General features: G+C 42.4%; 12 protein-coding genes and 1 pseudogene. 9 read left to right on the top strand and 4 right to left on the bottom strand.

Annotated features, from left to right (window positions below):
- Positions 1 to 5 precede the first annotated feature (5 nt).
- On the bottom strand, positions 6 to 1,715 hold the full coding sequence (locus A5N85_RS05665) for a dipeptide ABC transporter ATP-binding protein (protein WP_072576364.1): 1,710 nt from the start codon (positions 1,713 to 1,715) through the stop codon (positions 6 to 8).
- Between the two features lie 111 nt (positions 1,716 to 1,826).
- Between A5N85_RS05665 and ppk2 the strand changes: the two genes are divergently transcribed.
- Together ppk2 and A5N85_RS05655 are read left to right on the top strand one after the other, a co-directional pair.
- Positions 1,827 to 2,987, top strand: coding sequence for a polyphosphate kinase 2 (gene ppk2 / locus A5N85_RS05660; RefSeq protein ID WP_084601657.1), 1,161 nt, complete (start codon positions 1,827 to 1,829; stop codon positions 2,985 to 2,987).
- Between the two features lie 4 nt (positions 2,988 to 2,991).
- Positions 2,992 to 3,660 (top strand): phosphoglycolate phosphatase, encoded by a 669-nt coding sequence (locus A5N85_RS05655; RefSeq protein WP_072576363.1) that lies wholly within the window; start codon positions 2,992 to 2,994, stop codon positions 3,658 to 3,660.
- A gap of 473 nt (positions 3,661 to 4,133) precedes the next feature.
- Here the strand turns inward: A5N85_RS05655 and A5N85_RS05650 are convergent, their stop codons facing one another.
- On the bottom strand, positions 4,134 to 5,084 hold the full coding sequence (locus A5N85_RS05650; protein WP_072576362.1) for an AEC family transporter: 951 nt from the start codon (positions 5,082 to 5,084) through the stop codon (positions 4,134 to 4,136).
- Positions 5,077 to 7,668, bottom strand: coding sequence for a DNA mismatch repair protein MutS (gene mutS / locus A5N85_RS05645; protein ID WP_072576361.1), 2,592 nt, complete (start codon positions 7,666 to 7,668; stop codon positions 5,077 to 5,079). Before mutS ends, A5N85_RS05650 begins: the two co-directional genes overlap by 8 nt.
- A gap of 222 nt (positions 7,669 to 7,890) precedes the next feature.
- On the opposite strand from mutS, the gene A5N85_RS05640 reads away from it, so the two are divergent.
- The 7 genes from A5N85_RS05640 (at position 7,891) to A5N85_RS05610 (ending at position 12,501) form a co-directional block, all read left to right on the top strand.
- Positions 7,891 to 8,184 (top strand): hypothetical protein, encoded by a 294-nt coding sequence (locus A5N85_RS05640; protein WP_072576360.1) that lies wholly within the window; start codon positions 7,891 to 7,893, stop codon positions 8,182 to 8,184.
- A 224-nt stretch (positions 8,185 to 8,408) separates the two neighbouring features.
- On the top strand, positions 8,409 to 9,407 hold the full coding sequence (locus A5N85_RS05635) for an ABC transporter substrate-binding protein (RefSeq protein WP_072576359.1): 999 nt from the start codon (positions 8,409 to 8,411) through the stop codon (positions 9,405 to 9,407).
- Positions 9,404 to 10,165 (top strand): ABC transporter ATP-binding protein, encoded by a 762-nt coding sequence (locus tag A5N85_RS05630; protein WP_072576358.1) that lies wholly within the window; start codon positions 9,404 to 9,406, stop codon positions 10,163 to 10,165. The genes A5N85_RS05635 and A5N85_RS05630 overlap by 4 nt, the downstream gene beginning before the upstream one ends.
- 46 nt (positions 10,166 to 10,211) lie before the next feature.
- The gene (locus A5N85_RS05625; protein WP_072576357.1) at positions 10,212 to 11,006 is read left to right on the top strand and encodes an ABC transporter permease; all 795 of its coding nucleotides are present in this window, start codon (positions 10,212 to 10,214) and stop codon (positions 11,004 to 11,006) included.
- 71 nt (positions 11,007 to 11,077) lie between these two features.
- Entirely contained in the window at positions 11,078 to 11,737 is a 660-nt protein-coding gene (locus tag A5N85_RS05620) for a fumarylacetoacetate hydrolase family protein (protein ID WP_072576356.1), read from the top strand.
- The gene (locus tag A5N85_RS05615) at positions 11,730 to 12,257 is read left to right on the top strand and encodes a Crp/Fnr family transcriptional regulator (protein WP_072576355.1); all 528 of its coding nucleotides are present in this window, start codon (positions 11,730 to 11,732) and stop codon (positions 12,255 to 12,257) included. The genes A5N85_RS05620 and A5N85_RS05615 overlap by 8 nt, the downstream gene beginning before the upstream one ends.
- 43 nt (positions 12,258 to 12,300) lie before the next feature.
- On the top strand, positions 12,301 to 12,501 hold the full coding sequence (locus A5N85_RS05610) for a helix-turn-helix domain-containing protein (protein WP_346243168.1): 201 nt from the start codon (positions 12,301 to 12,303) through the stop codon (positions 12,499 to 12,501).
- Positions 12,502 to 12,510: 9 nt separating this feature from the next.
- Here A5N85_RS05610 and A5N85_RS05605 read toward each other — a convergent pair.
- Positions 12,511 to 12,798: pseudogene (locus tag A5N85_RS05605) on the bottom strand (hypothetical protein); the annotation flags it as partial.

Below are 12,798 nucleotides of genomic sequence, written 5' to 3'. Positions count from 1 at the left end.
TTACATTAAAGCGCGTCAAAGCGCGGCATCAACGAGATGAGTTCTCGCGTATAGTCTTTTTGGGCAGCATCAAAAATCATGTCAGAATTCCCAACTTCCAATAACTGCCCAAAACGCATCACCCCAATTCGGTCGCACATCTGCCGAATCACAGGCAAATCATGACTAATAAACAGCATGGTCAAAGACAATTCGTCTTGTAAATCCTTTAATAAATTCAAAATTTGCGCCTGCACCGACACATCTAAAGCAGAGGTTGGTTCATCGCAAATCAACAAACGTGGACGCGTCGCTAATGCGCGCGCAATAGAAATCCGTTGACGTTGTCCACCAGAAAACTCATGCGGATACTTCTCACCAGCACCTTTTGCTAATCCCACATAATCAATCAAATCGCTAACCACTTTTTCCGCTTCACTGGCGCTCGCTAAGCGATGAAAGCGCATCGGTTCAGCAATAATATCTTTTACCTTCATCCGCGGGTTTAATGAAGAATACGGATTTTGAAACACCATTTGCATTTCTCGCCGATAAGGCAAACGCGCTTTCTCGCTTTTTAACGCTGTCAAATCTCTGCCTTCAAAAATCACTTTACCTGCATCTGGATGATAAAGCCCCGTTAAAATTCGAGCGATTGTCGATTTTCCTGAACCAGATTCGCCGACCAAACCAAAGCTTTCTCCTTTTGCGATCGAAAAGCTCACTTGCTTTACCGCTTGCACATATTTACGCTTGGCGGGAAATAAAGAATGCCGCGTACAAAACCGTAGAGAAATATTTTCTACTTGCAGCATATCGCCTTCATAATCATCATTAGCGGCTTCCATTTGCCCTAGCCAATGTGTACGTAAATCCAACTCCTTTGGCGCGTGATGCGCTTCCTCAATATAAGAAACCAATGGGAAACGCTGAATTTTCTTTTGCGACGGCGGAATCGCTGCAATTAAACTCTTCGTATAATCATGCACCGGACGACGCAGTACCTGCTCTGTTTCGCCAATTTCTACCTTTTCCCCACGATACGTTACCATCACGCGATCGCATACCGATGCCACCACCCCCATATCATGGGTAACCAAAATACAGCCAACATTATTTTCTTGGCATAACTTCCGCAGCAACTGTAAAATCTGGTCTTGAATAGAGACATCTAACGCTGTTGTTGGTTCATCGGCAATAATCATTTTTGGATGCGTTGAAAGCGCCACCGCAATCACCACCCGTTGCCGCATACCGCCAGAAAACTGATGCGGATACTGCTTCATTCTTACTTCTGGTTCATCAATACCCACTGCCGACAACAACTCTATCGCACGCGTACGCGCCTGCACCAAAGACAATCCTAAATGCAGCATCATCGGCTCAATTAACTGATCCTCAATCGTAAACAACGGATTAAGCGAGGTCATTGGGTCTTGAAAAATAAACCCAATATTTTTGCCGCGCAAAACGCGCATCTCTTCTATAGATAATTGCCGAATATCTTTACCATCCAAGAAAATCTCTCCACCCGACACATAACCCGGCGGGGTTAACAAGCCTGCAACAGCATTGCCAATCGTTGATTTTCCTGCACCCGACTCCCCAACAATCCCTAAAATTTCTCCAGGATAGAGCGAAAAAGAAACATCTTTTACCGCATGAAAATCTCCATGTCGGGAAGGATAAGTAATTTGAAGGTGCTTAACATCTAAAAGTGAGGTGGTTGTGTTCATATTTATTTATACAGACTTTTAAGACACGCTTTACCATACCTTAAAAATTCCAGCTTTGCACATTCTTTCACACAATTTGTTATGATAAACCACTTGTTAGAGGAGAAAAACATGACAACAAAAAAACCAACAAACTCATCTCATAAACACAAAATCACCAAACCAAAAGATATTGAAGCAATCAATAGTCCGCCAAGCCAAAAGATTGCAGCACACGAACACGCCACGCGCGTCCAACGCGCACAAGACGGTCGGTTTGCCGCTATTGCTGATATTGCCCATCGAGAAAACCTTTCTGGAAATACCGAAAGCATGGTTAGTCATTTAGACGCCATTCTCAGCGGCGCTTCCCCTGATGACTTACAAGCCTTACAACATATCCTTATCAAACATACCCTAGCTGATGTAGCAAAAACAGGCATCAAAGCCGATGATGAATTAGTTGAAAATTGGCGAGAAGGCGTTTATCCCTATAAAAATCGGATGAGCCGTAAAAACTACGAAAAACAAAAATATCATCTACAAGTTGAGCTGCTCAAACTCCAAAAATGGGTAAAAGAAACTGGACAACGTATTGTTATTCTCTTTGAAGGACGAGATGCGGCAGGCAAAGGCGGCACCATTAAACGCTTTATGGAACACCTTAATCCGCGTGGCGCACGTGTAGTCGCATTAGAAAAACCCACCGAAGAAGAACTCGGACAATGGTATTTCCAACGCTATATCAAACACCTCCCCACCAAAGGCGAAATCGTCTTATTTGATCGCTCATGGTATAACCGCGCAGGCGTCGAGCGCGTCATGGGCTTTTGCACCGACGAACAGTATGAAAACTTCATGCACCAAGTTCCCGAACTAGAGCGCAACCTCATTAAAAGCGGCATTGTGCTGATTAAATTTTGGTTCTCTGTCAGTCAAGACGAACAAAGAAGGCGCTTCAAAGCTAGAGAAGGACACCCATTAAAACAATGGAAGCTCAGTCCAATGGATAAAGCCAGCGTTAATAAATGGGATGAATATACCGCTGCCAAAGAAGCCATGTTTTACCATACCGATATCCCAGAAAGCCCATGGATAGTCGTGAAATCCAATTGCAAAAAACGCGCGCGTTTAAATGCCATGCGCTATGTTTTACAAAAACTAGACTACAAGGAAAAAGACCATGCAGCCATTGGTGCTATTGACCCCCTTCTTGTCGGACGAGCAGGTGCTCTCTACGAAATGGACGAAAACAGCATTAAACAAGCAATAAAACTCAACGAAAAAGGATAAACTCATGTCAAACATCCAAGCCATTGCCTTTGATTTAGACGGTACTCTGATTCACAGTCTTCCAGACCTTGCAGCAAGTGTTAACCAAATGCGTGCGCATTATGGATTAGCGCCACTACCAGAATCGACCATTGAAACCTATATTGGCGATGGCGCACTAGAACTTGTTCATCGCTCACTGACAGGCGATAGAAATGGTCGAGATAATGAACGGGTTGATGAAGCCTTCACCCTGCACCGCGATTACTACTATGACCACCTCACCGTCCATACCACCCTTTATCCCCACGTTGCGCAAACCTTAGAAAAGCTCTATCAAAAAGGGATTCCCTTAGCATTGGTTACCAACAAACCCGAAAAACATGCTAAAAACCTCCTAAACCATTTCAACATTGCTCAATACTTCACCACCATCTATGGCGGCGATACCTTACCCGTTCACAAACCTGACCCTGCTCAAATATTAGCGGCTGCTAAAGACATGAACGTTGAGCCAACAGCGCTACTAATGGTGGGCGATTCTCCAAACGATATCCTATCTGGAAAAGCCGCTGGTGCGAAAACCCTGCTCGTTACTTATGGATATGCCGATATTCCTGCAATGCTCGCAAACCCAAACACAACCCCTGACTATCAAGCCAAACAAATTGATGAACTGCTAAACTATATTTGAAAACATTGATCGTTAACTCATCTGAAATACAGAATATTATTAACCTCTAATTGAAGTGCCAAATGACATTAATAAATATGCCATTTTCTAGATGATTTAGAGATAAATTTTTATGACCGTCGCCTATAATCTTTCAATAAAGCTAACCAAATTTTTTACAAAATCCAAAATAGTTTTTTACGGACGGAGATCTTTGCAAAAAAACATAAAATAGAGGAATTTCAATTTTTTAAATTTTGAAAACATATTAAAATCATAGTGTTAATTTTTCTGCTAGTAGCAAAAATTAGTATAAAACGAAATTTTGCAAAGGTCTCAGACGGTAAATTTCTGTGAATTTCGCTAACAATACGTGCGCGAGACTTCTAAAATAATTATAAAAAGATAGGCTCTAGATAAGGTTTATAAGATGCTCTATTTTTTAAGAAAATGAAACAAGAAAAGGAGGAAAAGCTAAGACGCTTAAAAGCGTTTTACATCCAGCCTAATGCATGCAAGATAACAATTCCTGCTGCCGCGGTAAAACCCGAACCAACGGTCGTTAATGCCAATATATTCGCTGCCGCAACGTGATTTGCGTCCATTGCCCGCGCCATTACATAGCCAGAGGCAGCGGCAGAACTAGCATTCATTAAGAATAAAATTCCCATTGGAATTCCTCGTAAGCCGAAAAGTAAGCCAATCATCACGACAATGAATGGCGCAATAATTAAGCGCGCAAAACTGGCTTTTACTGTCAGCCCACCAGCTGTCCTTAATTCAGATAAAGTAAAAGTTGCCCCCGCGCAAATCAGCGCAAGCGGTAAGGAAATCCCCGCTAATATACGTGCTGTTTTCATCAATACTTGCGGGGGATGTAGCTGTAGGCGCTGTAAAATCAGCGCAAAGACGATAGCGATGATTAGTGGATTACTGAGAATTTTTTTACCAATTTGCGTCAGTTTTCCTCGATTATTTTCTTCTCGGCTTAACGTAATCACCGCTAAGATATTATATAAAATTGTTACCACACCCATATAAACTGCACCGCCTGCCAAGCCAGCATTACCATAGGCATTTTGAATAAAGGCAAGCCCTAAGATTGCCATGTTGCTACGGAATACACCTTGCACAAAAACGCCTTTATCTTTTACCGCTGGAATATAACGATAAGCATAAATTTCAGCACCAATATACAAGACCAATGTGCAGACAATACCAGCAGTTAACAGTCTGGCTTGCTCACCATAGTGAATATCGTTTTCCACTAAGTTGGTAAACAATAATAAAGGCAATCCATAAGTAAAGACCAAGTGTGTTGCTTGTGTGCAGAATTCAACGGTTACTTGCCCACGCCGTCGTAAATAAATCCCCAACATGGGTAATAAAATATTTGGCAGAGTAACAATAATGGCAAACTGCAAACTCGCAAAAAATTCACTCATTCGATAATCCTGCTTTTAAAGCATACAATAATTCGTGTGCAGCTTTTGGCGTGAGATTGTCTGGATCGGTTTCATTCAGCGTATCTAATAAGGATTGAATATTATCAGGCAAGCTTACTGCCATATTATTCGGTGCTGCCGTGCTACTAGCAAATAAATCTGTTTGCCGCATCATCCGATTAGCACGCTCTCGCTCGCTTTCCAATTCTCGCAATTTACTACGTGCTTGATGTAAAACGGCAGGCGGTACGCCGGCTAGTCGCGCCACTTGTAAACCATAGCTTTTGCTCGCTGCACCTTGTTGTACTTGATGCAAAAAGACGATGTTTTCCTTGTCTTCAACAGCGGAAAGATGAATATTGCGTATCGTTTTATGTCGATTAGCCAGTTCAGTCAACTCAAAATAATGGGTTGCAAATAGTGTCAATGATTGATTTTTTGAGGCTAAATGTTCGGCTGCTGCCCACGCCAGCGATAAGCCGTCAAACGTTCCTGTTCCGCGCCCAATTTCATCCATAATCACTAAGCTATATTCATCGGCATTATTGAGGATATTAGCAGTTTCTGTCATTTCCACCATAAAGGTAGAGCGTCCCCCTGCCAAATCATCACTCGCACCAATACGGGTAAAAATGCGATGAATTTTCCCAATCACTGCGGATTTAGCCGGTACATAACTTCCCGCACAAGCCAATAAAGCAATCAAGGCATTTTGGCGCATATATGTGCTTTTACCGCCCATATTAGGACCCGTGAGAATTTGTAAACGCTGTTTATGGGATAAAGTCGCATTATTTGCAATAAACGGTTGCTCGCTATGGATTTCCACCACGGGATGCCGCCCTTCTTGGATATGAAGCTGCGGTGTGTCGCTAAAACTCGGGCGACAATATTGCTGCTTAGCCGCTAATTCTGCAAATGCCGCTAACACATCTATTTCTGCTAAGGCTTGCGCTAATTGATAAAGCGCTTCTCGATGCTCGTCAAGCTGCACTAATAAAGCCTCATAAGCCTGTTTTTCCAAAGCTAGCGCTTGTTCTTTCGCGTGTAAGACGCGGTCTTCTAAGTCTTTTAGCTCTGCGGTAATATATCGTTCGCTATTTTTAAGCGTCTGACGACGTGTCCAAGTCACGGGGGCGTGTTCACTTTGGCTACGCGGGATATCAATATAATACCCATGTACGCGGTTGTAACCGATTTTTAAATTAGCAATTCCGCTTTGTTCACGCTCGCGCATTTCCATTTCCGCTAAAATGCTTTCGCTATGTTCAGCAAGATGCGTAAGTTCATCAAGCGCTGGCAAATAGCCTGTTTGAAAAACACCACCATCTTTTAACGTTAATGGTGGCGCTTCCACCAACGCATTCGTTAATAATTCGCTGTTTTCCGTATGCGCTGTTAGAGGCACATGATGATGCTGTAGTAATAGGCTATCTGCTAAAACCGTTTGTAAAGTACTGGCAATTTCCGGAAGCAGAGACAAGGTATCGCGTAATTGCCCTAACTCTCGTGGTCGGGCACTTTTAAGCGCTATACGCGTCGTGATACGTTCAATGTCTGCACTCTGACGCAATAAATCTCGCAAATGACTTCTATTGGTTAGGGTTAATAAAGCCTTGACCGCATCTAAGCGTGCTTCAATTGCTTGATGATTGGTTAAAGGCTGATTGATCCAACGTTTAAATGTTCGTGTTCCCGCAGCACTACGACAGCAGTTTAAACTACCAATCAAACTCCGTTTTGCTTCTCCCGAAAGCGTATATTCTATTTCTAAATTGCGCCGAGTCGCGGCGTCTAATAAAAGATATTCCGTTGATTGCTGTTTTCTAGGCGCAGATAACGGAGGAAGCTGTTGCTTATGCGTGTCATAAAGATATTGCAATAAACACCCTGCCGCTCGTAGCGCTGGATCGGTTTCTGCAATGCCAAAACTATCTGCACTTTGAATTTGATAATGGTTATAAATCAAATGTAGCGCGCTATCAGCATCGAAGTACCAGTCAGGCTGACGCCGAGGGCGAACATGATGAGGGGGATTGGGCATTCGATGACTTTCCGCAATCAAAATCTCTGCTGGACGTAAACGTTCTAGTTCTGCCTGTAAGGTTTCTTCTGATAAAGCCGTACTTAAATGAAAATCCCCACGCGTAATATCCGCATAAGCTAAAAAATATTGATTTTTTTCCTGATAAATCGCGAGCAAAATATTATCGCGACTTTCATCTAATAAGGCTTCATCTGTTAGCGTACCCGGCGTAATAATGCGCGTAACCGCACGCTCAACCGGTCCTTTACTTTGTGCTGGATCGCCAATCTGTTCGCATATCACCGCAGAAACGCCTAGCTTAACCAATTTAGCTAAATATGTTTCTAGCGCATGAACGGGAACGCCCGCCATCGGAATCGGCTCACCTGCACTTTTCCCGCGTACCGTTAACGAAATGCCTAATAATTCACTGGCTTTTTTCGCATCATCATAAAAAAGCTCATAAAAATCCCCCATACGATAGAGTAATAAAATATCGGGAAAATCTTTTTTAATGCCGAGATATTGTTGCATCATCGGCGTGTGTTCGGCAGTCATAAAGTAAATAAATTGATAAGAAGCGAATTATTGTAGCGAGTAATATCAGAGAATTAAATCTTGACTGAAAAGCAAAATTCAAAACTTTTTATCGAAAATATAGATTAGCGACTTTTAAATAAAGAACAAAATACACATAGGTTTTATACATTTATGTATAAAATGAAAAATGCTATAAAAATTGGTCATCTTAATTTTGGTTTAGCCTGATAAGGTAACAATATGATTTCAAATCACTTAGGAGAAAAAATAAAAACCTTAAATATTGCTTTACTCATGGCTTGCGCATCGCCGGGCAATACCGCAGCTGAAGACGCTCAAGCACGCGATAGTAATTATGCTAATCCTGCAGCAACAGAAGAAACCATTGCAAAAGGCGCAGTCACCGTTCAAAAAGATACCGCTTCACCAGTTGTTTTACCTGGTAATAATGATAGCGGTGTTAGTCAAGGCGTTGCAGAGCAAGTTGGTACAATAAAAGTTCAGCAAACTGTCAATAGCGCAAACCCTTACTAAGAAGCGCTATTGAATGTTAAATAAACAGCTCAGTTTTTCACTGGGCTTTTTTATGGGCTAAACGACAGATATAGTCAAATCAACTAAAAAACAGGACGTTTTATAAACATTACCTTACCGCTAGAAGTAGCTAGGTAGGGTTTATAGAAAGTTCCGTTTTTAGCTGATTTGGCTATAGTTGTAATTTTCGGTATGATAACTCGCTTTACACAAGGAGCATCATAATGAAAAAACTATGGACATTACTATTTGCCACCATCGCTATTCCAAGTTTTGCAGCTGAACCCATCAAAGTTGGATATATTAGTTTTACCGCACATTCTCCTAATTTTATTGCGAAAGAACGCGGCTATTTTGAAAAACAAGGCTTAGATGCGGAGTTGGTTCGCTTTCAATCGGCACAACAAATGGCTGTTGCGATTGCTTCTGGGGATTTGGATTATGGCGTTACCGCGATTACGGGTGGACTATTAAATTTAGCTGCTAGAGGCGATGCCATTCGGATTTTTGGTGGCGCTTTGCAAGAAGCTGATGATGTTCCCGGACAAGTGATTATCGCTTCTAATGCCGCTTATGAAAAAGGCTTAAAAACGCCTAAAGACTTAAGCGGTAAACGTTGGGCGGTAACCACAGCAGGTTCATCTTTTAGCTATATGGGCAGCAAGATTGCGAAAGCTGCAGGTGTTGAGCCTAAATCTTTGCAAATGGTGCCGCTTAATGCCGTTCCAACCATTATTTCTGCACTATCCACAGGTCAAGTCGATGCTTGGGCAATTCAGCCGAATATTGCTAATCGCTTAATCGCTGAAGGCAAAGTAAAAGGCATCGGAAAAGTGGCAGAGTATTTACCCAATTATCAAGTAACCGTCCTTTTTACTTCCACCAAAAACGTTCAAGAACATCCCGAGCAAGTCAACGCTTTTAAAAAAGCCTTTGCACAAGGGATTGCAGATTATAACGCGGCATTAGTCGATAAAACTGCCGATAAAAAAGAAACCCAAGCCGTCATTGATATGGTGCATAAATATGTTTACAGCGACGAAGCGCCAGAAAAAGCGGCTAAATTGATTGCTAGCGATGATATGCGCCTATCGCCGGGAGCAGCGCTCAATACCAAAGATGCGCTCAAACAAATTGATTGGTTTAAAGCACAAAAAATTATTCCTGCAAACTTGGAAGGTGCGACGATTATCACGCCGGATGCAGGCGAGGCAGCAAAGTGAAACTCAGCATTCAAGGACTCTCCCACTACTACCAATCTCGCGCAATTTTAGAAGATATCAATTTTGAAGTCGAAGCGGGAGAAATTGTCTGCATTATCGGACCGTCTGGTTGTGGAAAATCAACATTATTAAGAATGTTAGGGGGATTAGAGCGCCCTAGTGAAGGGCAAGTCTTGATAGGCGGAAAAGCCCCTGAAGGGACGCTTAATCCGCTCACCTATATTTTTCAAGACTTTGCCTTGCTGCCTTGGCGCACGGTTGCGGGTAATATTGCGCTAGCTTTGGAAGCTTATCACTTATCCAAAGCCGAAAAACAGGAACGAATAGCAGAAGTTCTATTGCGCACGCGTTTATCAGAATTTACGCGTGCATGGCCGCGACAATTATCAGGCGGAATGAAACAGCGGGTAGTGATTGCTCGCGCCTTAGCGGTTCGCCCCGCCATTTTGCTCATGGATGAGCCATTATCAGCACTAGATAGTCAAACAAAAGAATTATTGTTAGATGACTTTATCGCGCTTTGGCAAAGCACGCCGTTTTCCGCTGTCTATGTTACTCATAACCTCAATGAAGCCGTGCGCTTAGGGCATAAAATTATTGTGCTTAGTCGCCGTCCGGGACGGATTCACAAAATCGTTACCGTTGATACTCCGCTTGGCGAACGCAGTGCACATGACGCACAGCTACAAGCCATTGAAAAAAATTTATGGCATGTCATGCGTCGAGAAGCGCAAGCGGCAGATAGAGAGTTATTATGAGTAATAGCTGTTTATCAATAATTTATTCTCTCTCTAATAAACGATTATGACTGAAAATCTTACTCCTGTTCCTTTACGCAGCCGTCCTTTTCACCGCCATATCCCTCGTTGGGTATCGCCTGTGGTGTTTACGGCAATCATTCTGATTTGGCAAATGGCAAGCAGCTTTGGCTGGGTTAATCCGTTAGCACTCGCTTCCCCTGCGGAAATTTGGGCGCAACTCGTTGAGCTCTATCAAAGTGGTGGATTAGCGCAACATATGGGAGCGAGCGTTGAGCGTTTAGCGATTGGTTGGAGTTTAGGCACGATATTTGGCGTGGTGACGGGAGTGTCAATTGGGCTTTGGACTTACGCACGCGCAGGATTATTACCGCTGGTATCTGCTTTATTTCCCGTGCCTAAAATTGCCTTATTGCCGTTATTTGTGGTGTGGTTTGGTATTGGTGAGGGGTCTAAAATTGCGACCATTCTTTTTGGCGTGTATTTTCCGACCATAATTGCCACTTACGCCGCCGTTGATAGTGTTGACCGCAATCTCATTCGCATGGGGCAAAGTTTTGGTTTATCGCCTACTGCGTTGATTAGTAAAATTATTTTACCCGGTGCGTTACCCGGCATTTTAGCGGGATGTCGCATTTCTTATTCGATTGGCATTACCATGGTGGTAGCAGCCGAGATGATTGGTGCGCAAACGGGTATTGGAACGTATATTTTGAATGCAGGCGCGCTCTTTAGAATTGACCAACTATTAGCAGGTGTGGTACTTCTGTCTTTATTAGGCATTGGCGGTGCTTGGTTGATTGGATTGGTTGAAAAGTTTGCGTTGCGTTGGCGTGAATAAGTTTTAAACCGCTTGCGAAAAAAGATGCTCAAGAACTTATATAATAAGTGCTTAACCCAAAGGAGGACAATATGGAACTCACTTTCACCAATGGAGAACCTCAAGCATTAGGCACGATTTTTTGTGTTGGACGCAATTATGCCGCGCATATTGAAGAATTAGGCAATCAGCGTCCTGAAGAACCGTTGATTTTTACTAAACCTGCTACTGCATTAAATACGAGCGATACGATTGTTCTTCCTAGTTTCTCTCAAGACATTCATTATGAAACGGAAATTGTTGTCTTAATTGGAAAAGGCGGAAAAAATATTGCCGCTGAAGATACCGAACAACATATTGGCGGTTGGGGCATTGGACTAGATTTAACGGCGAGAGACAAACAAACGCAGCTTAAAAATCAAGGAGCATCTTGGGAATTAGCAAAAGGCTTTGATGGCGCGGCTTGTGTTTCTGAATTTCTAGATGCAGATGCCTTTAAGCTTGATGAAGCGATTCTTTTTTCTTTAACAGTCAATGATGAAACTCGTCAACAAGGCAATAGCCAAATGATGCTCTTTCCAATCGCCGAACAAATTGCGTTTTTAAGCCAATATTTCACCCTACGCCGTGGCGATATTTTATTTACTGGCACGCCAAAAGGCGTTGGCAAACTTCATCCAAATGATGAGTTGAACTTAGTGCTTGGCAATCAACAAATTTGCAAACACTACAGGGTAGCCACCCATGAATAAAGAAATTTTATTGGCTGCTGTTAGTCAGCATTACCTTTTTGCGCCATTAAATACACAACAAAAACAAGATTTACTCGCTCATAGTCGCGTGCAATCCTTTGCACAAGGAGCAATTGTTTTTCAAAAAAATAGTCCAGCAAAAGCTTTTTATTTTGTCCTTGAAGGCGGGGTCAGGCTCTATTTCTCTGCGCCTGATGGCAAAGAAAAAACGGTTCGCATTTTTGAGGCGGGAGATAGCTTTGCAGAAGCCTTAATGTTTATGCAACGCACTAGCTATCCTGCCAATGCAATGACGATTGCTCCCTCTCAGCTGTTAGCCGTAGATAGTGCTTATTATCGCGAAATGATTGTCAATAATAGCGCATTAGCTACTGCTTTATTGGGACATTGTTGCGAGCATATTCATCAGTTAAGTCGCCAAATAGAAATGCTAAGCGTTTTAGATGCGCGCAGCCGATTTATTGAATATATAGTCAAATCAGCTAAAAAACAGAATGTTATCTACCGCCAGAATGGCTAGATAAGGGCTATAGGATGTTTTGTTTTTTAGCTGATCGCACTATATTCGCCAGTTAATTCCTGAAAAAGCAAAAGCGCCGATAACTTTGCAACTCACAATGACCAAAAAAGATTTAGCACAATTTTTAGCTATCCGACCTGAAACCCTTTCTCGGCTAATTCGTCAGCTAGAAAGTGAAGCACTGATTTCATGGCAACAAGAAGCCTTAGAAATTTTATCCATTGAAGCTTTGAGTGCAGAGTAATATGCGATTTTAAAGCAACGTAACAGTAGGTGGTAAAAAAACCAGTCCGCACCCTTTTTGCCAACTTACAGAGGCTTTTTCTTCTATCATTTCGTTGCGTGCTGCTAAAGCACAGTAAGGTGATAAGACGCTATCATTCAGCGTCCACTTTAATCCTGAATTACTTAACTTTTCTAAAGGTGTTAATGCAAAAATACTCACTTTACTATGAAGCGCTGCTTGCCAAGACAGTTGGATTTGATCTTTTCCAAAAAAAATCAGTGCATTTTTTTGCCAAAGAAAGCAACGCCGTCCAAA

The sequence above is a fragment of the Suttonella ornithocola genome (assembly GCF_001889065.1).
GTDB lineage: Bacteria > Pseudomonadota > Gammaproteobacteria > Cardiobacteriales > Cardiobacteriaceae > Suttonella_A > Suttonella_A ornithocola.
The sequence above is the reverse complement of the archived record's forward strand: the minus strand, read 5'-3'. Positions and strand labels throughout refer to the sequence as shown.

What these genes read in the sequence shown, in the direction of transcription:
- A5N85_RS05640 (WP_072576360.1), top strand. Translation starts at nt 7,891, where the DNA reads ATGATTTCAAATCACTTAGGAGAAAAAATAAAAACCTTAAATATTGCT.
- A5N85_RS05620 (WP_072576356.1), top strand. Translation starts at nt 11,078, where the DNA reads ATGGAACTCACTTTCACCAATGGAGAACCTCAAGCATTAGGCACGATT.
- A5N85_RS05635 (WP_072576359.1), top strand. Translation starts at nt 8,409, where the DNA reads ATGAAAAAACTATGGACATTACTATTTGCCACCATCGCTATTCCAAGT.
- A5N85_RS05665 (WP_072576364.1), bottom strand. Translation starts at nt 1,715, where the DNA reads ATGAACACAACCACCTCACTTTTAGATGTTAAGCACCTTCAAATTACT.
- A5N85_RS05625 (WP_072576357.1), top strand. Translation starts at nt 10,212, where the DNA reads ATGACTGAAAATCTTACTCCTGTTCCTTTACGCAGCCGTCCTTTTCAC.
- mutS (WP_072576361.1), bottom strand. Translation starts at nt 7,668, where the DNA reads ATGACTGCCGAACACACGCCGATGATGCAACAATATCTCGGCATTAAA.
- A5N85_RS05650 (WP_072576362.1), bottom strand. Translation starts at nt 5,084, where the DNA reads ATGAGTGAATTTTTTGCGAGTTTGCAGTTTGCCATTATTGTTACTCTG.
- A5N85_RS05615 (WP_072576355.1), top strand. Translation starts at nt 11,730, where the DNA reads ATGAATAAAGAAATTTTATTGGCTGCTGTTAGTCAGCATTACCTTTTT.
- A5N85_RS05655 (WP_072576363.1), top strand. Translation starts at nt 2,992, where the DNA reads ATGTCAAACATCCAAGCCATTGCCTTTGATTTAGACGGTACTCTGATT.
- ppk2 (WP_084601657.1), top strand. Translation starts at nt 1,827, where the DNA reads ATGACAACAAAAAAACCAACAAACTCATCTCATAAACACAAAATCACC.